Source organism: Albibacterium profundi, from assembly GCF_042159835.1.
Taxonomy (GTDB): domain Bacteria; phylum Bacteroidota; class Bacteroidia; order Sphingobacteriales; family Sphingobacteriaceae; genus Albibacterium; species Albibacterium profundi.
This window is the reverse complement of record NZ_JBBVGT010000002.1, coordinates 951,057-972,993: the sequence shown is the minus strand read 5'-3', so window position 1 is coordinate 972,993 and position 21,937 is coordinate 951,057. Positions and strand designations below refer to the sequence as shown.

15 protein-coding genes are annotated in these 21,937 nt (G+C 42.2%); 10 read left to right on the top strand and 5 right to left on the bottom strand.

Annotated elements, in window-relative coordinates; genetic code table 11:
- Positions 1 to 4 precede the first annotated feature (4 nt).
- The 6 genes from WKR92_RS05730 (at position 5) to WKR92_RS05705 (ending at position 11,064) form a co-directional block, all read left to right on the top strand.
- A complete protein-coding gene (locus WKR92_RS05730; protein WP_375556860.1) occupies positions 5 to 2,539 on the top strand; it encodes a bifunctional glycoside hydrolase family 9 protein/polysaccharide deacetylase in 2,535 nt (844 codons plus the stop codon).
- Complete coding sequence (gene murQ / locus WKR92_RS05725; RefSeq protein WP_375556859.1) at positions 2,523 to 3,329, top strand: N-acetylmuramic acid 6-phosphate etherase; 807 nt, start codon at positions 2,523 to 2,525, stop codon at positions 3,327 to 3,329. The genes WKR92_RS05730 and murQ overlap by 17 nt, the downstream gene beginning before the upstream one ends.
- Before the next feature lie 12 nt (positions 3,330 to 3,341).
- Positions 3,342 to 4,826: a sodium:solute symporter gene (locus tag WKR92_RS05720; RefSeq protein ID WP_375556858.1), complete on the top strand. Its 1,485-nt coding sequence runs from the start codon at positions 3,342 to 3,344 to the stop codon at positions 4,824 to 4,826.
- A gap of 367 nt (positions 4,827 to 5,193) precedes the next feature.
- Complete coding sequence (locus WKR92_RS05715; RefSeq protein ID WP_375556857.1) at positions 5,194 to 8,298, top strand: SusC/RagA family TonB-linked outer membrane protein; 3,105 nt, start codon at positions 5,194 to 5,196, stop codon at positions 8,296 to 8,298.
- An 11-nt stretch (positions 8,299 to 8,309) separates the two neighbouring features.
- A complete protein-coding gene (locus tag WKR92_RS05710; RefSeq protein WP_375556856.1) occupies positions 8,310 to 10,169 on the top strand; it encodes a SusD/RagB family nutrient-binding outer membrane lipoprotein in 1,860 nt (619 codons plus the stop codon).
- A 28-nt stretch (positions 10,170 to 10,197) separates the two neighbouring features.
- Positions 10,198 to 11,064: a hypothetical protein gene (locus WKR92_RS05705; RefSeq protein ID WP_375556855.1), complete on the top strand. Its 867-nt coding sequence runs from the start codon at positions 10,198 to 10,200 to the stop codon at positions 11,062 to 11,064.
- A 130-nt stretch (positions 11,065 to 11,194) separates the two neighbouring features.
- Here WKR92_RS05705 and typA read toward each other — a convergent pair whose 3' ends face one another.
- The 5 genes from typA to WKR92_RS05680 form a co-directional block, all read right to left on the bottom strand.
- The gene (gene typA, locus WKR92_RS05700; RefSeq protein ID WP_375556854.1) at positions 11,195 to 13,000 is read right to left on the bottom strand and encodes a translational GTPase TypA; all 1,806 of its coding nucleotides are present in this window, start codon (positions 12,998 to 13,000) and stop codon (positions 11,195 to 11,197) included.
- A 294-nt stretch (positions 13,001 to 13,294) separates the two neighbouring features.
- Positions 13,295 to 13,771: a 2-C-methyl-D-erythritol 2,4-cyclodiphosphate synthase gene (gene ispF / locus WKR92_RS05695; RefSeq protein WP_375556853.1), complete on the bottom strand. Its 477-nt coding sequence runs from the start codon at positions 13,769 to 13,771 to the stop codon at positions 13,295 to 13,297.
- 36 nt (positions 13,772 to 13,807) lie between these two features.
- On the bottom strand, positions 13,808 to 15,646 hold the full coding sequence (glmS, locus tag WKR92_RS05690) for a glutamine--fructose-6-phosphate transaminase (isomerizing) (RefSeq protein ID WP_375556852.1): 1,839 nt from the start codon (positions 15,644 to 15,646) through the stop codon (positions 13,808 to 13,810).
- A gap of 122 nt (positions 15,647 to 15,768) precedes the next feature.
- Positions 15,769 to 17,166, bottom strand: coding sequence for a DUF4270 family protein (locus WKR92_RS05685; protein WP_375556851.1), 1,398 nt, complete (start codon positions 17,164 to 17,166; stop codon positions 15,769 to 15,771).
- 27 nt (positions 17,167 to 17,193) lie between these two features.
- Entirely contained in the window at positions 17,194 to 18,015 is an 822-nt protein-coding gene (locus tag WKR92_RS05680; protein ID WP_375556850.1) for a glycogen/starch synthase, read from the bottom strand.
- A gap of 164 nt (positions 18,016 to 18,179) precedes the next feature.
- On the opposite strand from WKR92_RS05680, the gene panC reads away from it, so the two are divergent.
- The 4 genes from panC to WKR92_RS05660 are packed head-to-tail and all read left to right on the top strand — an operon-like array spanning position 18,180 to position 21,871.
- On the top strand, positions 18,180 to 19,037 hold the full coding sequence (gene panC, locus WKR92_RS05675; protein WP_375556849.1) for a pantoate--beta-alanine ligase: 858 nt from the start codon (positions 18,180 to 18,182) through the stop codon (positions 19,035 to 19,037).
- Positions 19,038 to 19,079: 42 nt separating this feature from the next.
- Entirely contained in the window at positions 19,080 to 19,430 is a 351-nt protein-coding gene (panD, locus tag WKR92_RS05670) for an aspartate 1-decarboxylase (RefSeq protein WP_375556848.1), read from the top strand.
- 47 nt (positions 19,431 to 19,477) lie between these two features.
- Complete coding sequence (locus tag WKR92_RS05665) at positions 19,478 to 20,617, top strand: acyl-CoA dehydrogenase (RefSeq protein WP_375556847.1); 1,140 nt, start codon at positions 19,478 to 19,480, stop codon at positions 20,615 to 20,617.
- A gap of 27 nt (positions 20,618 to 20,644) precedes the next feature.
- Positions 20,645 to 21,871 carry a peroxiredoxin family protein gene (locus WKR92_RS05660; protein WP_375556846.1) on the top strand — a complete coding sequence of 409 codons (1,227 nt, stop codon included), beginning with the start codon at positions 20,645 to 20,647 and terminating at the stop codon, positions 21,869 to 21,871.
- Positions 21,872 to 21,937: the final 66 nt, after the last annotated feature.

Below are 21,937 nucleotides of genomic sequence, written 5' to 3'. Positions count from 1 at the left end.
GATCATGAAAGAGAAAACGATTAACCATATCATTCTGACTGTTCTTGGACTGCTGATGGTGGTCGGGTTTACAGCGTGTTCTGCGAAAAAGTTGGGATCTCAACAGGAGGCACGAGCATGGATACGGATTAATCAACTAGGATATACGCCTGATGGTGGAAAAGTAGCTGTATGGGCGTCGAAGTCATCCAACGCGCTTGATTCGTTTCGGCTGATGGATGCGAAAACGGATGAAGAAGTGTTTAACGCGGAGGCAGGTTCGGCATTCGGCGCATATGGTCCGTTTTCAGAAACCTATCGTTTGGATTTCAGTACATTTACCGATACAGGGACGTTTTATTTGGTGGCAGGAAACGTAACGTCACCGGTTTTTTCTATTAACAACGATGTGTATAAAGGTACAGCCGATTTCGTGTTGAGGTACCTCCGACAACAAAGAAGTGGTTTTAATCCGTATCTAAAGGACTCGTGTCATGTGCATGACGGTTATACAATGTATGGTCCTATGCCGGATTCGACGCTGATCGACGTGTCTGGCGGATGGCATGATGCATCTGACTATTTACAATATTCGACAACTTCTGCGAATGCTACTTACCATTTGCTGGCGGCTTATCGGGATTTTGGAGAGGTGTTCGCAGATGCCCATTTAGCTAATGGATTAGAGGGAAAGAACGACATTCCGGATGTCTTAGACGAAGCACGCTGGGGTTTGGAATGGTTGATGAAGATGCATCCGAGAGCCGATTGGATGTTTAACCAATTGGCAGATGATCGCGACCATCAAGGATTACGATTACCAACGATTGACTCGGTGGACTATGGGATGGGACCTGGTGGGGCAAGACCAGTTTATTTTATAACAGGAGAACCGCAAGGCTTGGGAAAACATAAGAATCGGGCAACGGGAACTTCATCAACGGCGGGTAAGTTTGCATCGGCTTTTGCATTGGCATCTCAAATATATGATGGGAAAGACGCTAACCTAGCAAGTACTTTTCATGATAAAGCGCTTTCAGCATATCAGTTCGGTTTAAGAAAGCTGGGCGTGAGTCAGACCGCACCAAACCGCGCCCCTTATTTTTATGAAGAGGATAGCTGGGCGGACGACATGGAATTGGCGGCTTCGAATCTTTGGAAGCTGACTGGAGAAGAGGAATACCTAAACAAAGCGCTGGATTATGCTCGTTTGGAGAAAGTGACTCCTTGGCTAGGACAAGATACAGCTAGGCACTATCAGTGGTATCCTTTCCATAATTTTGGTCATTATGAGATCGGAAGCAACGAAACGGCTGCATATTACAAACACGGAATTGAGAAAGTGTTAGCAAAGGCAAAAAACAACGCATTTTTTAGAGGGATACCTTTTATATGGTGTTCAAATAATTTGACGACATCATTCGCGATACAGTGTTACTTATATAGAAAGATGACGGGTGATGATCGCTATAAGGAATTGGAACAGGCAAATATAGATTGGCTTTTTGGCCTGAATCCTTGGGGAACCAGTATGGTCTATGGTTTACCGTCCTGGGGTGATACTCCAGTTGACCCGCACTCGGCTTTCACACATTTACATGATTTTCCGGTGGATGGCGGGTTGGTTGACGGACCGGTATATACGTCCATTTACAGCAACCTAATTGGTATTACCTTATATAGGCCGGATGAGTACGCGCAGTTTCAGTCGGATCTGGCCGTGTACCATGATGATTTTGGTGACTATAGTACGAATGAACCGACGATGGATGGAACTGCCTCTTTGGTTTATCTGTTGGCCGCGATGGAGAACGAAGAGCTAATGAATAAATCGGCGAACAAGAATAAGCGCGACTCTCATGGAGCCTTTATACGAGGAGATATTTCAGAAAAGAAAGTCGCGTTGATATTTTCAGCGGATGAGTTTGGTGAAGGAGCCGCTTATATTGCAGAGGTTCTTAATAGTGAGAATCAAAAGGCGTCATTCTTCTTTACCGGTAACTATTTGAGAGTTGTTGAAAACCAGGATGTTGTGGGTGAATTAGTGAACGAGGGCCATTATGTGGGTGCGCATTCCGACCAACATTTATTGTATGCACCGTGGGAGAATCGGGATTCATTATTAATTTCGCAAGAGGAATTTAAGAAAGATATTATTGAAAATTATAACTTGCTTAAGAAATGGAATATCGACAAGTCGAAAAGTAGATTTTTTCTGCCTCCTTATGAGTGGTATAATGACTCAATAGCGCATTGGGCAGCGGGGATGGGATTGGATCTTGTTAATTTTACGCCGGGTATTCGAACACCCGCAGACTACACTTGGCCCGAAATGGGCGACCGTTATGTAAATAATAAGACAATTTTTGAGTCAATTAAAGATTATAAAAAGAATAATAAAAATGGGTTAAATGGTACAATTATTTTGATTCATGCTGGCACGGATCCGAGAAGAACGGACAAATTCTATCATGAACTCCCCAAAATAATTGAATTATTGAAAAATGATGGATACCAATCCGTCACAATAGATAAATTGCTAAATGAATCGCGTAACTGAAAAAGAATCGAATTATAATCATCTGGAGCAGATGAGTATCCATGAGGTGTTGACGAATATCAATCATGAGGACCAAAGTGTACCTGGTGCCGTGAAGAAGAGTATTCCGCAAATCGAGGCACTAACAGGCGCTATTGTCGAAAAAATGAAGAATGGTGGCAGACTTTTTTATATCGGAGCCGGAACCAGCGGCCGTCTTGGCATTTTGGATGCGTCGGAGTGTCCGCCTACGTTTGGTGTTCCCTATGATTGGGTGATTGGTCATATCGCTGGTGGCGACTCTGCCATTAGGAAGGCCGTTGAGTTTGCTGAAGACGATCAACTGCAAGGATGGAAGGATTTGCAGGAGTATTCAATTAATGAAAAGGATGTGCTCGTAGGAATTGCTGCTTCTGGTACTACGCCTTATGTTATCGGTGCATTGAATGCAGCAAATGACGCTGGACTAGTTACAGGTTGTGTGGTATGTAATTTAGATTCACCGGTAGCTGCGGCGTCGAAATTTCCAGTGGAGGTGGTTGTAGGTCCTGAGTTTGTAACCGGGTCTACGAGGATGAAGGCTGGTACCGCACAAAAATTGGTTCTCAATATGATCTCGACTACCGCGATGATTCAGCTTGGACGGGTGAAAGGCAATAAGATGGTTGACATGCAATTGAGCAATAATAAGTTGGTTGCACGCGGTGTTAAGATTATTATGGACGAAACTGGCGTGACGGAAGATCGTGCAGCCGAGTTGCTGGAAAAACATGGAAGTGTGAGAGCTTCGATTGATAATTGTAGATCGTAAAGATACTAAGGAATGACTCCAATTACATTATTAAGCTTTTTAATCGGATATTTTACAATTCTTGTTGGTGTATCTTACATTACATCCAGAAAAAAATCGGATAATAGTGCGTTTTTTAGTGCTAACAAAAATTCCAAGTGGTATGTTGTTGCCTTCGGGATGATTGGTACAGCTCTTTCAGGAGTGACTTTTATCTCGGTTCCCGGCGCTGTAGGGACAGGAAGTTTTAGTTATTTTCAATTTATACTGGGGAACGCTGTTGGTTACGTAATAGTAGCTTTTGTGCTTCTACCCCTATATTATAAAATGAATCTGGTGTCGATTTACACCTATCTGGAGCAGCGATTTGGTTATCTGAGTTACAAAAGCGGTGCGATGATCTTTTTAGTATCCCGTACAATTGGGTCTGCCTTTCGTTTATACTTGGTAGCAATTATTCTCCAACGTTTTATTTTTGACGCATGGAATGTGCCTTTTGCGGTTACGATTGCAATATGTCTGATTCTTATTTGGGTTTATACGCATAAGGGAGGCCTTAAAACGATTATTATAACCGACCTGATGCAAACTTTCTTTTTGCTGTTATCGGTTATCTTGTCGATTTATTTCATTGCGGATAGCATGGACTTAAACATGATCGAGACATTCGATAAAATTAAGGAAAGCAGTTATTCCCAAATTTTCTTTTGGGATGATTTTACAGGGGATACACGGAATTTCTTTAAACAGTTCCTAGGTGGAATATTCGTGACATTAGCGATGTTTGGACTGGATCAGGATATGATGCAGAAAAATATCAGTATGAAGACCATCGGCGAGGCCCAAAAGAATATGCTCTCCTTTACAGTGGTGTTTGTGCTCATTAACATCTTTTTCCTTTCGGTTGGTGCGATGTTATATTTTTACGCTACACAGAATGGTTTGGATGTTTCTGCTTTACCAACTCCAGATTATTTATTTCCTGAGATTGCTTTAAATTATTTGCCGATTTTGCCTGGAATTATCTTCATGATGGGATTGACGGCGGCTACGTTTGCTACAACGGATTCAGCGCTGACCGCCTTGACGACTTCGTTTTGTGTCGATTTCTTAAATTTTCATAAAAAGGAAGATCCCAACGCCCCCTCGCTCGTACGGACAAGAACATTGGTTCATGTCGGTTTTTCAGTTGTGATGCTATTGGTGATCATGGGTTTTAGAATTATTAATGATGAATCTGTAGTTACGGCGATCTTTATCGCAGCTGGTTATACCTACGGTCCTCTACTTGGATTGTTTGTTTTCGGTATGTTTACAAAGCGTTCGGTAACAGACTCTCTTGTGCCATATATATGTATCCTGTCCCCTATTTTACTTTATCTTTTAAAATTGGGTTTAGAGAAATATGCTGGGTATGGGATGAGTTTTGAATTGATTGTTATTAATGGTGCGATTACATGGATCATGTTGTTTTTGACTAGTAAGCCTGGTTTGCCAGCGCCGGATGGGAAACAATAGTTAGCGAGAACCATATTTCATGATAATCTCATAGCTGCAGAATAATATGATGTCGCTACGATTGCTTTTCCTTAAGTGTTTTTGGTTTCTGCACTTTCTGAAAAAAACACGCACAAACATGCGCAATATTCATATTTTATTATTATTATTGTCTAACCAATAATGATAAACGTTATTCAGTGATTCTGATCTATTGTATACCTGAGATACCACTAGTGCGTTTGAAAGAAATTACAACCAAAACCGATGATATGAAAAAACAAAGCATTTTATCTTAGTGGCAATGTAGAGCCAGCTAATAGTTCTACTCCGTGTAGACCGACGGAACCCCGCTATAGTAGTTAATTGTAAACTAAAATTATGAAATATGAAAAAACAAAGACTAATGGCTACACTGCTGCCGGTTTTGTTTTTATTTTGTGCATTTAATGCGTTCGCACAAACAAGAACAATCACCGGTACGGTGTACAATGAAGAAAATGCTCGTTTCTCGGGTGTAACCGTCACGGTGGTGGGTACGACGACCAGTACATCTACGGACGATAATGGAAACTTTACGATCACCGCTAGTAATAGTGATGCGCTCGTTTTTACGGCGGTCGGCTATGAAGACCAATCTGTGCCTGTTGGCTCGCGGTCAAAGATAACGGTAACGATGAGAGAAGGCGTTAGTGATTTGAGCGAGGTAGTGGTTACCGCGGAGTTCGGTATGAAAAGAGCGGCACGTGCAGTGGGCTCTTCTGTACAGCAGATAGATGGGGCAACTATCAGTGAATCCGGTCGGGAATCATTTGTTACCGCCTTGGCGGGACGAGTGCCGGGCTTGAATGTCACCTCTACGAGTGGTACGCCAGGTTCTTCTAACACAGTTGTGCTTCGCAATATCACTTCGATCTCTGGAAACAACCAACCTTTATATGTCGTTGATGGGGTGCCAATGAACAATAGTACATTCGATCCATTGACAGGTATGGCTGGCGCGGGTGTCGATACGTATTCTGTACGGAATATGGATTATTCTTCACGTGGTAATGACTTTAACCCGGAAGATATTGCATCGATAACGGTTTTGAAAGGTGCGGCCGCTGCGGCTCTTTATGGTTCCGATGCTTCAAACGGTGCAATTATTATTACCACTAAAAAAGGGCGTCCTGGTGCTGGCCGAGTGCAGTACAGTAACTCTTTTAAGTTTGATAAAGCTTATGGATACCCCGAGTTGCAGACAAAATATGCTAATGGTTACTATGGCACCACGAATTATTGGTATAATTCTAAGTTTGGTGGCTTGTATCCAGAAGGTGTAAAAACCTATGATAACTTCGCGGCGGTTCTTCAGACAGGGTTCACGAACAGGCACAATGTGTCTGTGGAAGGAGGGTCAGACAAGTCGACCATCCGTGCAGGTTTCTCGTTTCTAGGGCAAGAAGGGGTGATCAAAACTACGGACTATGAGCGTACAAACCTGAGTTTGGCTGGACAGTCTCAAATAACCGATTGGTTGAAATTTGAGGGTTCTATGCAATATACCAATACTTCCAACCACAAAGTAATGAGAGGGACGGACGGTCCTCTTTATCGCGCTATGTTATGGCCGGTAGTAGACGACATGTCTAATTACCTGACTGAGGACGGGATTTATATGAAGGTGCCAGACTATTACTTGGATGAGGATTTACTGAACCCGTTGTACGGATTGTATAAAAACAAGTTCTTCGATAAGTCGGATCGCTTTATCAGTAATATAGCATTCAATTTGACGCCCATCGAAAATACCTTTTTCAGGGCACAGGTGGGATGGGATGTCGGCATGCAAAATTTTGAGACGTCGAGACATCCGTACTATGCAGCCAGAAACGCCGGCTTGGGTCAATATAACCTTGTAGAGTCTAATTTCTCGGATCCAACCATCAACTTACTAGCAGGATATGATAATACATTCATGGACGGTAAACTTTCTTTTTCCGGTCAGCTGGGATATCACCAGATGGAAAATGGAGTGACAAGGCTTGCTAGCCATGGTAGTGATTTTATTGTAGCCGACTTCCAGTCGATAAATAATACGGAAGTGAGCACGCAGGTTGCTTCTCAGCGGAACACGAAGCGGAGAATTCAGGCTTTATCGGGCCAATTTCAGTTTGGATACGACAATCTAGCCTTTATTACATTAAGAGGACGTAATGACTGGTCCTCTACATTGCCGGTAAATAATAATCGATACTTCTATCCATCTATTGAAGGATCGATTATACTGTCTGATTTGGATTTTTTCAAATCCGTGGAAGATATAAACTACATCAAGCTCCGTGGATCGGTGGCGCAGGTGGGTAAGGATGCAGGACCGTTGGAGATCGATCCGCAATTGGAGCCCACTAATCTGACTGGAGGAGGATTTAAGTACGGATTTACAGGACCAAACCCAAATCTTCGCCCCGAGATGACCACTGCACACGAAGTGGGGCTAGACTTTCAGCTCTTCAACAATCGCCTGAACGGTAGTTTTACCTATTTTGGTACAAAAAATGCCGATCAGATTGTTAAAGGCTTTCGCTTAAGTTATGCCACTGGTTTTGTTCTAAACAATATGAATGTGGGTACATTTAAAACGTGGGGATGGGAAGCTGCTTTAGACGGAGATATCATTAGACTTGACAATGGCCTTACCTGGAATGTGGGAGTTAATGCGTCTCATGGCAAGTCTGAAGTCGTATATCTGCCAGATAATGTAACCGAATATTATAACCCGTATACTTGGAACTATGGCAATATTCGTAACGGTATTATGGTTGGCCACCCGATCACTACATTGACCGGTATGGCCTATATGAGAAATGATGCTGGAGATATCTTGATTAGCCCGTCTACGGGGCTCCCGTTGACAGATAATGTTTGGTCGGTCATCGGAGACAGGGAGCCTCTTTTGCGCTTTGGTATACGTACTTCGCTGAGCTATAAAAACTTCCGTGCATCCGCTCTGTTTGCTGGACGCTTTGGCGCAACGGTGCTAAACGGAACGAAAGGACAAATGATGTCCTCCGGAACCAGTTGGGAGTCTGTGGAGCGTCGTGAAAGCGGACCTTTTATTTTCAATGGTGTGCTAAGAGACGGATTGGAAAACACGGATAATCCAACCAAAAATAACATTATCACCGATTTTAGAGATTATGGAGCGACCATTTTTGCCGGAAGTAATGAAGATTGGCTTGAAACAGATGTTCATTATCTAAGACTGAGAGAGTTGCGTCTTTCGTATCGTTTCCCGGCATCTGCTTTGAGCTGGACTAAAATTGCATCCAACTTTGATGTGTTTGTAGTGGGTAACGACTTGCTGACTTGGACTAATTATTCTGGTATCGACGCAGTTGGAAACACCGTTTCTGCTGCTGCGGGAGGTACCGGTGGGGAGGGAATGGATATCTGGTCAATTCCAAATCCACGCGGAATCTTATTTGGTATTAGTTTAACCCTGAATTAAAAATGAAAGCGATGAAAAAGATATTATTATATGCGATTCCATTATTTCTACTCCTGAGTGGATGTGAGAAATACTTGGATGTGAACAAGAATATAGATGCTCCTGATGAAGTAGAAAGCTATCTTTACTTAGCCAATAATATTCAGCAGTTGCAAGGAGTTTATTGGGATATCCGGGCTTTGGGCCCGATGACACAGATGATGGGAACGACCAGTTACGTCAATTTCGCTAATCATTATTATAATACGGGTAGTGATGCAGGTGGGGAGATTTGGCGCGTGGTTTATTGGTTGCAAGGCATGAACCTAGAGAATATGATCAATCAGTCTGTCGAAAAAGAAGAATGGACCTTAGCAGGGATGGGGTTGGCTCTGAAAGCTTTTAGTTGGGACCTATTGACAAAAGTGCATGGTGAGGTGCCGATGGAAGATGCTTTTGTTCCTGGATTGCTTTCTCATGATTATGATTATCAGGAAAATATTTACCCACAGGTAAGGGCTTGGGCTTATGAAGCCATTGAGATGTTGGAAAGATCAGATGAGACCGTATATGGCTCTAAGATTACTGACAATGATTTTATGTACGGAGGGAATAAAGATCAATGGATTAAGTTTGCTTACGCGGTGATCGTGCGTAATTTAGCCTCATTAACCAATAAAGATGATTTTAGCTCGGCCTATGCACAAGAATTGATTACTGCCGCTGGAAAATCTTTCCAGTCTTCAGCCGATGATGCAACAATTAGCATTGAAGGTGGCTCGCAAGGGGCTCCTTATAGTGGGTACAATAATTTCTGGGGTACTGCCCGTGGTAATTTGAGTTTACTCTATTTTCAACATGATTATGCAGTACAGGTGTTTACAGGTACTGTGCCTCAGTACGATGAGCAAACCGGAGATAAAATTCGTCAGGAAAACAATGACCGATATCCATTTAAACCTGCTGATAGTCAGATAATAACGGATACTTTAAAAGACGTTTCCGGGCACTTTGATCCTCGGGTGACCGTGAAGCTGGCGACAGCTAGCAATCCTGACTACGAAAATTTGGATAATGCAGATAGTGTAAAAGCGTATGATTACTACGGAGGTTCATTTACAAGTCGTTCAGGCCCAATAGGTACTGCCCCTTCTTATTATGGAAGGAATGTAACGCCTACTTGGAGTGGTACGGAGCATGATGGTGCTGGTAGATGGCTCTACAGAGATAACGCCCCTTACATTCTAACTACGTATGCAGAAATTCAGTTCTGTTTAGCAGAAGCGTATTGGAAATTGGATCAACCAGGACAGGCATTTGCTGCCTTTCAGAACGGTGTTCGCGCGGACATGGAGTTTACATCAAGATACATTACACCAGGTAAAGAAGGCAGTCCAACCGGTGGTGATAAGATTACTAAAGGGGTGTTTGACGCCTTGGCTACCGAATATTTGAATGGCCCATATGTAGCGGGATTGACTGATTTTTCATTGTCCCATATTATGATGCAGAAGTGGGTTGCACTGTATCCATGGGGGGCTCCAGAAGCATGGGTAGACATGCGTAAGTATCATTATGATATTGAGTATACTGGTGATTACCCAAGTAACGGGAACGGTTGGATTCAGGCGCAAATTGACCAGAAATGGGATAGTGATCCAACCAAGGTGTATAAAGGTTTATATATGGGACCAGCACAGGTTCAAAATAGGAAATCGACATATAATGTTTTTAATGAGGGCTCACCGAGTTATCGTCTGAGGCCACGCTATAATTCTGAGTATATGTGGAACTTGGAGTCTTTGGAAGGATTGAAGCCCATTTCAGGGACAGCTCCGAATTACCAGACTTCTATTCCATGGTTTGCTTATCCGGGAGATATGCCTAATTAATCGATGACATATTCAAAACTAAGACGAGATGAAAAAAATATTTAAAATATTAGCCATTGTGATGGTTCTAGCAGTACAATCTTCATGTGAAAAGCATGTTGTGGAGTTGGATGCAGAGCCAATCAGCGATGAGACGACTCAAATCCAGTTATTTTACATGGTGCCCCTGGCCTCTGGTACTGCAAATAGTATCAACAAGGTAGAGCTGAATGGCAAATTGCTAACTAATGAAACGACTCCGCTCAATACGTTTAATTTCTTGCCGAGTGGCGCGGTGAATAAGTTTTTTGCGACAGAAACAGGAAGTGTTAACCTCAAGTTATACAGAGGTGCAGTAACTGACATGACATTAGCGTACGATAAGGATGTGAATTTGCTCCCTGGTAAACAAGCTCTTTTTATTCATGATTTTGATGAACCACCGGTAATTCTGCCCCACCCTATGCCGATGCCGTCGGTGACGACCGAAAATACAGCAACTACAGCCTGGGTCAGGTTTATTAATTTGATGTATGAGTCTGCGGGTGTGCCGACTGATTTGACAATTCAGTATCAGTGGCAATATACGACGGACAATGAGACTGGCGCGAAAAGTGAGTGGTTTGATCTTGGTGAACCAGTAGCGTTTGGAGAAGCGACTGGTTGGGAGCCGGTAACAGTAAACAAGACTGTCGAGCAATCGTCGGGTTCTGCTAGAATCGACTACAGAATTCGTCTGATCGGAGCTGATGGCTCGGATCAAGGCAGTCTTCAGATTCGCAATTCTGCCGGCAACATGGTTGATTACTCCGATTGGTGGAACGCTTTTATTGGCCGGGCATATAATCATGTTTTTGCTGGATATCGCGATGCGGCCAGCTTGGGCGTGGGTATTCGTCAGTCAACTGCACTTTAGCAGCAATAGAGCCACAGTCAGGATTTTATAAGGAATATATTTTATTACCTATTGAAACTAGAAAAGCTACTCGCCTGAGTAGCTTTTCTAGTTAAAAACTCATAAAGTTTATTGTTTTCCTTATGCGTATCTACTGGAATTTCTTTGCGTTTACTTTGCGATCTGCTTCTTTTAAGAAAATCTTACGTAAACGAATATTTTTTGGTGTCACCTCGATATATTCATCGCCTTGAATATATTCCATAGATTCTTCTAATGAGAATTTAATTGCTGGTGCGATACGCGTATTGTCATCACTTCCGGATGCACGCATGTTCGTTAATTGCTTTCCTTTTACAATATTAACAACTAAGTCATTCTCACGAATATGTTCGCCGACGATTTGGCCTTCATAGACATCTACTCCTGGATCAACGAAGAAACGACCACGATCTTGAAGTTTGTCGATTGAGTAAGCGGTTGTTTGACCTTTTTCCATTGAAACAAGTACTCCGCTCAGACGACCAGGAATTGTGCCCTTCCAAGGTTCGTAGCTCTTAAAACGGTGTGCCATAACAGCTTCACCAGCGGTAGCCGTTAATATGTTATTTCGTAGACCGATAATGCCGCGAGAAGGAATTTCAAATTCTAAGTGCTGTAAAGTCCCCTTACTCTCCATGATGAGGAGCTCACCTTTACGTTGGGTAACAAGTTCAATAACTTTACCAGAGACATCGGCAGGTACGTCTACAATAAGTATTTCAACTGGCTCACATTTTTGCCCGTCAATCTCCTTCAAAATCACTTGTGGTTGACCTACTTGTAGTTCGTATCCCTCGCGACGCATCGTTTCAATTAGAACCGAAAGGTGAAGAATACCTCGTCCATAAACCAAGAACGCATCAGCTGAATCGGTAGGGACAACTTTAAGCGCTAGATTCTTCTCCATCTCTTTATACAGTCGCTCATGCAAGTGGCGAGAGGTTACAAATTTTCCTTCTTTACCAAAGAAAGGTGAGTTATTAATCGTGAACAACATGTTCATAGTCGGTTCGTCGATATGAATCACCTCCAATTGTTCTGGATTCTCAAAATCGGCAATGGTATCACCTATATCAAACCCGTCGATTCCGACAACCGCGCAAATGTCGCCCGCTTTAACTTCAGCGACTTTCATTTTCCCTAAACCAACGAATGTATGTAGTTCTTTTACACGTGATTTGATAATCTTGCCATCTCGTTTCACCAATGAGATAGGCTGATTTTCCTTAATCACACCGCGTGCAACACGACCAATCGCAATTCGGCCAACAAAAGATGAATAGTCAAGCGATGTAATCTGCATTTGTAAGGTGCCTTCGTTGGTAGGTGCTGGTGGAATATGTTCTAAGATAGCGTCTAAGAGAGGTTCGAAGCTGTCACTAGGTTTTTTCCAGTCGGTAGACATCCACCCTTGCTTCGAGGAACCATAAAGAACCGGAAATTCTAGCTGTTCATCATTGGCGTCTAGGTTGAAAAATAACTCCCATACGGACTCGTATACTTCATCCGGACGACAGTTTTCTTTGTCAACTTTATTTACTACAACAATGGGTTTTAAACCAAGCCCCAACGCCTTTTGTGTTACGAAACGAGTTTGTGGCATAGGGCCTTCAAACGCGTCCACTAACAGGATTACCCCGTCAGCCATTTTAAGTACACGTTCGACTTCACCTCCAAAGTCAGCGTGACCAGGGGTGTCGATAATGTTGATCTTAACATCTTTATATTGGATGGATACGTTTTTCGATACAATGGTGATGCCTCGTTCACGTTCCAAGTCATTGTTGTCAAGAATAAGGTCTCCGGATTCCTCCCCTTCACGAAAGAGGTTGCTTGAGTGTAATAATTTGTCAACAAGGGTGGTTTTACCGTGGTCAACGTGAGCAATAATTGCTATATTTCTGATTTTCTGCATTTTATCGGTAATAGATACTCGAAATTTTTCGCAAAGATAGGTATTCACATTGGAAAAATTTGTCAGGATTCATTGTTTTTTTCGTGTAATTGTTATTTTTTTTCGTGAATGTCTGTCTTAAAGCTTAGCTTTGTATTTATGGACATTCAGTTAATTTTAGTGATAGCTATTTTTACGGGTGCTCTTTTTTACTTAGGGAGAATGTTGTATTTCAGCATTAAACCTGGGAAGAAAAGCGGCGCGTGTAAGTCGTGTTGTGGATGTGACAGCATCACTGATTTAGACAAGGTGGAATCACCTCGAAATTAAGCACACTGCATAGGCAACAACACCTTCTTCACGGCCAATAAATCCCATAGTTTCATTGGTTGTAGCTTTAATGGAAATGTCTTCTACACTGATTTTCGCAGCTGCAGCTATATTTTTTTTCATCTCGGGGATATAAGGTTTGATTTTCGGAGCCTCAATACATAGCATCGCGTCGATATTGCCTAGTTTCCATCCCTTTCCATCTAGAAGCTCCATGCATTTTTCCAGTAAAATTAGACTATTAACGCCTTTCCACTGGGGGTCGGTATTGGGGAAGTGATAGCCTATGTCTTCTAAATTAGCGGCGCCGAGTATGGCGTCACAAATGGCGTGTGCTAATACGTCGGCATCTGAATGGCCAAAGGTACCCGAATGGTGATCAAGTTCGACACCTCCGAGTATAAATGGATGGTTCTCTTTTAATTGATGTACATCAAAGCCAAATCCTACTTTTATATTCATGTAAAATGTGATTGAATTGCTTCAAACATACGATTTTTATTCAACAGTGACGGATTTAGCAAGGTTACGAGGTTGGTCAACATTGCAATCACGTAAAAGAGCAACATGATAGGATAAGAGTTGAAGTGGCACCGTGGCTAGTAAAGGTAGATAGCTTTCATGCGCATCGGGTATTTCAATAACAAAATCAGCTTCTTTCTTTATCTTCTCATCGCCCTCAGTAATAATGGCGATTACTTTCCCTTTCCGCGCCTTCACCTCCTGAATGTTGCTGAGTACTTTTTTATAAGATGAGGTTTTAGTAGCTACGACTACAACAGGAAGTTCATCATCGATAAGGGCGATCGGCCCGTGTTTCATTTCTGCTGCAGGATAGCCTTCTGCATGAATATAAGATATCTCTTTAAGTTTAAGTGCTCCCTCAAGAGCCACGGGGAAGCCTGTTCCCCGGCCTAAAAATAGGCAGCTCACTGCATCCTTTATTTCTTCAGCAATGTATTTGGTTGCCTCTTCAGTCGCTAGGCACTTTTCAACTAATGTTGGAATAGAATCAAGTTCTGTTATCAATTCTTTTAGTACCGTAGGGCTTGTGGTTTCTCTTAGTTGAGCCATATAAAAGGCCATCAGACTAATAACAGTAACCTGGGCCGTAAATGCCTTTGTCGAAGCGACCCCGATCTCCGGACCAGCATGGGTATAGGCGCCGCCATCGGTCAGTCGGGTTATCGAAGAGCCCACAACGTTGCAAATTCCCAGAATTAGGGCCCCTTTTGATTTTGCAAGTTCAATAGCCGCCATCGTGTCGGCAGTTTCACCTGATTGCGATATGGCGATTACAATGTCTTTTTCAGAAACAACGGGATTTCGATAGCGGAACTCCGACGCATATTCAACTTCAACGGGGATACGAGCATAGTTTTCTATTAGATATTCACCTACTAATCCGGCATGCCATGATGTACCACATGCGATAATGATGATACGATTTGCATTTTTCAGCTTTTCATCATAATCCTTTAGACCACCTAGTTGAACAGTTCCTTCCGATGGAGAAATCCTCCCACGCAAACAATCACGTATAGAACGGGGCTGCTCATAGATTTCCTTTAACATAAAATGGTCGTAACCTGCTTTTTCGAGCATTTCTAATTTTAACTCCAGGCGATGTACAAAGGGTGTCTGTATCTCGTTGTCGACAGTTCTAATCTCAATGCTATCCGGCGTAATGGTAGCGATCTCCTCGTCTTTAAGATAGATAATGTCTTTTGTATACTCAATAATGGGGGATGCATCCGACCCGATAATGTATTCATCGTCGCCGACGCCTATTACCATTGGACTGCCTTTCCGTGCAGCAACTAGCTGGTTGGGATGTTCTTTATCAATTACTACGATAGCATATGCACCAACAACCTGAGTCAGGGTTAGTCGCACTGCTTCCGTGAGGTCACACTGCTCTGCTTGTTGAATGTCTTCGATAAGGTGGACAAGAACCTCGGTGTCGGTATCACTTAAAAAGGAATGCCCACCGTTAATTAATGTCTCCTTGATGACTGCATAATTCTCTATAATTCCATTATGTACTAAAGCTAGCCGACCAGTACCAGAAAAATGTGGATGTGCGTTTTTGTCTGAGGGTTCGCCATGAGTCGCCCAGCGCGTATGTCCAATGCCTACAGTGCCGGTTTGATCTTTTCCATCCGCAAACTCTTCCAATACCGATACTTTTCCCGCCTTCTTATAAGAAGTAATCCCGTTCGAAGAAACGAAAGCAATTCCGGCACTATCGTAGCCTCGATACTCTAGACGTTTTAATCCTTTTAATATAATTGGCCACGCCTGCTGTTTACCTATATATCCAACAATTCCACACATAAATTCTGTCTATTATTTTTTTAATAAAGTCGAAAGTCGGAAAAAAATCCGACTTTCAATGAAGCTTTTTAAAAAATAACAGAAAATTTATGCTAACTACACAATCGATTGATTAACCCTAATCAATCGATTGTCTTAGTATAGTAGATATTTAGCTTCATCTTATAATTAGGGTTTTCATGAGTCCCTAAAATAGCTCTCGAAGCTGAATAAATATTGGCTTGGTAGGGGACAACATCCGCGTAGATATTGGCAGCGGGTTCTATGTAAAACTCCGAATTGCTTATTTTTCCTAACAAAATATCCTGTATAAACGACGTTAAGATAAATGAGTATTGTTTTTTTTCTGAATTATACGTTCCGCCAAACGCCAAGCCAAAACTACGTGGATCACGAATTTGATCACGCGTGTCTCCGTCTGGAATCGGTGTTCGCTGGTTGGCTATATCTTCACGATATAAAGTAAGGCGAGGTGCTTGTTTGTTGAAAGCAGAACCGGCTGTCTCCTCATCTGTAAAGATGACCAATTCAGCCTTATTGATAATTAAACCTCTATCTTGGAGTGACGAGATCGTAGGGAGTGATAGTTTCACACGGAGGCCGCCTATACCTTGTGTATAAACCGTTTCATAGCTGTTGTCCGGATTGTCTAATTGCTCCTGAACTTCGGCTGTGTAAATATGATTTACCGAGGCAGCCGCATTGGTTGGTGATATCGTGTAGAATTTACTTTTCTGAAGAGTCGTGTCAGGTGTTTTGTAATAAACCATCAAACCGTTTCCACCCTCACTGCTGATTGCCAAATGGACAATCCCTCCGATACCTTGTTGAGACTCTTTATTTATGCTCATTTGGAATCCTCTCACGCGACTATGGTAAAATTCATGATCATTGAATATAGCAGAATCAATATTGCCGTCAAATAGTTCAGCAATTTTCTCATTTTCCAAACGAACGCGAAGTTGTGGAACAACCGTCACGGTGGTGTCTTTACCGTCGATTACGGAATTAACATCGATACTATCCGTATATGCAAACTTGTCAATTGTTTTACTTCCCCAGATAATGGGATCAACCTCCCAGGTGGCGTTTGTTGGATAGTTCTTGCCAACTTCGTAAGGGTTACTTAATTGCTTTACCTCAATGGTGGTGCTAGAGTTTAGGGAGTCTCCAAAGAAATCCTTACCGTAATTGATAATCATGACTGCGGAGTCAATCGTTGCGTCTAAAGGGATCCGGGAGTCACCCTTAGAAAGATTTTGTAATGCGAATTGGATGCTTGCACTACTTTCACCAATAATCGGATCGTTCAAGTATCCCAATGGTAGCTGTGCCAGTCCTTTCGTAAAAACGCTATCTAATTTAACAGTTGAAGCCTCGATTGCGAGCGTGTCGATTAAAGATCCTTGAATCTGGTCGCCTGGATCTACATCTAATCCGACTTTTGAGGGGTTGTCGCAACCTCCTAAAATAAAGAGACTTATCAACAGTGTTAATAAGTCTCGGAAGTAATATTTCATATGTTAAAATTGAAAACTAACCAACAATTATGCAGTTTCAAGCTCTTCGCTTGCAAATTGCTCGTAAAGGTTGCAATAATTTTCGAAATCTTCATCATTTTCAGCGTTAGTAAGAGGAATATCTGCTTTTTTAACAAATTTTAACAGATCTTCGCTGACATTGTCTTCTGCAATAACGACTGCATCAGAATAAGAAATTGCCCCTTGGTACAGGTCAAGGTGGTCTCCTTTGCCATAAGGCGTTATGTGTTCCTCCTTCATCGAGGAGATAAGCGCTTTTTTACCAAAGTCCTCACCGAGTGATTCGGGGAAATGGTCATTATAGAGCGAATAGATTACCTTCGAATCTTTGTATGTAGGATCGTCTTTATAGCTGGTTTTTAAATAAGCAGGAATCAATGCACTCATCCATCCATGACAGTGAACTACATCCGGTGCCCAGCCTAATTTTTTAACCGTTTCTAATGCCCCCTTACAGAAGAAGATTGCCCTTTCATCGTTATCGGCAAAGAATTTGTTGCTTTTGTCTCTAAAAACTTGTTTACGATGAAAGTACTCGTCGTTATCTAAGAAATAAACTTGCATCCTAGCGGCCGGAATTGACGCTACTTTGATGATTAAAGGGTTGTCATTGTTGTCTACCACAATGTTCATCCCCGATAAGCGAATAACTTCATGAAGTCGGTTTCGACGTTCATTGATCGTGCCGAAGCGAGGCATAAGAATCCGAATCTCAAAGCCTTTTTCTTGCATCGCCTGAGGCAGTTGTCGGGTTATTTCTGAAATCTTGCTTAGTTCGAGGAAAGGCGCCATCTCGTGCGTAATGAACAATATCTTTGTTTTTGCCATCTCCAATAATTTATTTGTATTTTGTGTCTTTTTGTAATCGAGTCTTATGCTGAACGGTCTGCAAAGATAAGCATTATCTGTCAATTTATCAACGAATTACGAAAAAGGCTTTGCTTTACCAATAGAATTTACCACTTTTGGCGGTATTTTCTAAAACGTTAATCGTGCTTGTATTTAACACAAAAAGAGATCTAAAAGAACATCTGGATAAGCTTCGTAGCCAAGGCAAACGAATTGGTTTAGTGACGACGATGGGTGCCTTGCATGAAGGGCACTTATCATTGATGAAATTCACCAAAGAGGATAGCGATGTGTTAGTCTGCAGTATCTTTGTGAACCCCACTCAATTTAATAACGACGATGATTTGTTAAAATATCCTCGACCTATTGAGCAGGACATTTCACTGTTAGAAAAGATCGATTGTGATGTGCTGTTTCTGCCAAACGTGGAAGAAATGTATTCAGAACCCGAACAATGGCATATTGACCTTGACGGCATGGATACAATATTGGAAGGAGCATTCAGACCGGGTCATTTCCAAGGGGTCACGCAGATTGTCAAAAAGCTTTTTGATGCAGTGGAACCTCATTTTGCCAGTTTTGGACAGAAGGATTATCAACAGTATGTGGTTATAGCAAAAATGGTCGAGCTATTCAATCTACCAGTTGAATTAAAGCTTTGTCCTACCGTTCGCGAACCCAACGGTTTGGCTATGAGCTCAAGGAATGTTCGCTTGACGGACAACGGTAAGAAGCAAGCTTTGGCTTTGTCTGCTGCCCTACGCAGTGTATCAGAGAAAGTTCGCGGTGGGGCTGAGTTTTATTCCAAGCTGAAACAGGAAGCCATTTCATTTTTAGAGAATGCCGATGGGGTAGAATTAGAGTATTTCGAGATTTGTGACCGTGAAACCCTGCAGCCTGTAGATCGGCCCCAGAATGATATTAAGTTGGTTGCTCTCGTCGCAGCTTGGGTAGAAGGGGTTCGACTGATAGACAATATGTTTATTGACCAGCCCGACTGAAAGTAAATTTATCCTGTATTTATTTTTTCGTAAATTTGCACCATGGTTATCGAGGTAATGAAATCAAAAATTCATCGTGCGCGTGTTACTCAGGCGGAGTTGAATTATGTCGGCAGTATCACAATCGATGAAGATCTAATTGATGCTGCTAATATTATTCCCAATGAGAAGGTTCAGATTGTCAATAACAACAACGGTGCACGATTTGAAACCTATGTTATTAAAGGCGAACGAGGTTCGGGGGTAATATGCCTGAACGGTGCAGCGGCACGCCTAGCTCAGGTGGGAGATGTTGTAATTATTATCTCATATGCACAAATGACGATGGAGGAAGGTCGTAATTATAAGCCTTTGCTTATTTTCCCTGACGAGAATAATCGATTAATCAAATAATTTATGCGTGCATAGCATTTTTTTGTAAATTTAAAAAAAATGCTGTCATGATGTTCGAATTAACCGAAGAGCAGAAAATGATTCGAGATGCTGCTCGTGAATTTGCTCAAACTGAACTAAAGCCCGGCGTTATCGATCGGGATGAAAATCAAACCTTTCCTGCTGCACAAGTAAAAAAGTTAGGCGAGCTCGGATTCCTGGGTATGATGGTTGATCCCAAATATCACGGTGGAGGTATGGACGCGGTATCCTACGTTCTTGTTATGGAAGAATTGTCCAAGATAGATGCAAGTGCGTCAGTGGTCGTCTCTGTGAATAATTCATTGGTATGTTACGGGTTACAAAAGTTTGGGACAGAAGAACAAAAAGAAAAATATCTCAAACCACTCGCATCTGGCAAGGTAATCGGCGCATTTTGCCTTTCGGAGCCGGAAGCAGGATCGGACGCCTCGTCCCAACGTACAACTGCTATAGATAAAGGTGATCATTACCTATTAAATGGCACAAAAAATTGGATTACTAATGGCAATTCAGCTTCGGTATATCTTGTCATGGCACAGACACATCCTGAACTCGGTGTCAAAGGCGTCAACGCCTTTATTATTGATCGGGATACCCCAGGCTTTAATATCGGGCCAAAAGAGAATAAGATGGGGATTAGAGGCTCAGACACGCACTCGCTACACTTTGCAGATGTTAAAGTACCGGTAGAAAACCGGATTGGCGAGGATGGATTTGGGTTCAAATTTGCAATGAAGACATTGGAAGGAGGAAGAATTGGTATCGCAGCGCAAGCTTTAGGGATAGCATCCGGCGCGTATGAACTTGCTTTGAAATACGCTAAAGAAAGAACGGCCTTCGGTAGACCTATCGCTGATCTACAGGCCATTAGTTTTAAATTAGCAGATATGGCTACAGAGATCGAAGCAGCGCGACTCCTGTGCTTTAAAGCAGCTTGGCTTAAGGACCAAGGCTTGCCTTATGGGGAGGCTTCATCCATGGCGAAGCTCAAGGCGTCTGAGGTGGCCATGAATGTGACCGTAGAAGCCGTACAAATCCACGGAGGCTATGGCTATGTGAAGGAATATCATGTCGAACGCTTAATGAGAGATGCAAAAATCACGCAGATATATGAAGGGACATCTGAAATACAACGCTTAGTGATTGCGAGGGAAATACTTAAATAACTATATTTACCGAAACAATTCGTAACAATGAGATATATTTCACCAGTAGCTTTTCTTATAATATGTATAGCGGTCATCGGATGTGGCCGTCAACCAGTCGACTTGCAAAACGGAATATGGAGAGGGACGTTTCAAACGGACTCGACCATTGAAATCCCGTTTAATTTTGAAATTTATGACTCAGCTGGTGTTAAACAGATCGCATTTATCAACGGCAAGGAGCGACTCAATATTAATGAAGTAGAGGTTCGAGATGATTCAGTGTTTTTCAAGACGCCATTATACGAAACAGAGATTCGAGCACAATTAAATAATGATGGTTTAGAAGGTATTTGGCTGAGGAAGTTGCCGAATCTAACCCAACGTATGCCCTTTAAAGCTACACATGAGTCCGATTGGCGCTTTGTGAAGGAACCAAAGCCTTCTAGTGCGGATGTCTCAGGACGTTGGTCGGTCATTTTTTCCAAAGCGAATAGCAACGATACAACGTTGGCGATTGGGGAGTTTGAACAAGACAGCAGCATGGTCTATGGCACATTTCTAACAAATTACGGCGATTACCGGTTTTTAAGCGGAGAACTCGATGGAGATGTTCTTCGATTGTCTGCATACGGCGGGATGAGTCCGTCTATGTTCATGGCGACGGTTGACGGGAACGTGATGACGGGCGATCTTTATTCTGGGCCGAGCAGCCATTCAACATGGGAAGCAGAAAGAGATCCCGACGCCGAATTAGCAGATGCTTACTCGCTTACAAAATTGAAAGAGGGTTATAATACGCTATCTTTTGAATTTCAGGATACTGAAGGAAATTTGGTTTCCTTAGATGATGAACGTTATCAAGATAAAGTAGTAGTTCTTCAGTTTTTAGGTTCTTGGTGTCCGAATTGTATGGATGAAACTGCTTATTTAAGCTCTTTTTATAAAAAATACCGAGACAGAGGAGTTGAGGTTATAGCACTTGCTTACGAACGATATGCTGAAATTGAAAAGGCGAAAAAAGCAGTCAGCAATTTAATTGATCGTTTTGATATGACCTATCCTGTTCTTTTGACAGGCTATACGAATAAACAAGTTCTTGAGAGCTTGCCGGCCATGGAAAGCTTTAATGCGTTTCCTTCCACTATTATTATCAATAAAGAGGGAGAAGTCCATTCAATCCATACTGGCTTTAACGGGCCAGCGACAGGTCAGGCTTATGTCGACTATATTACTCAATTTGAACAAACTATCAACGAGCTTTTGAACGAATAGTTAGTACAGTTACATTCTAATGTGACATTCGTTATGTTTTAAACGCATAATAATCATTCACTTTAC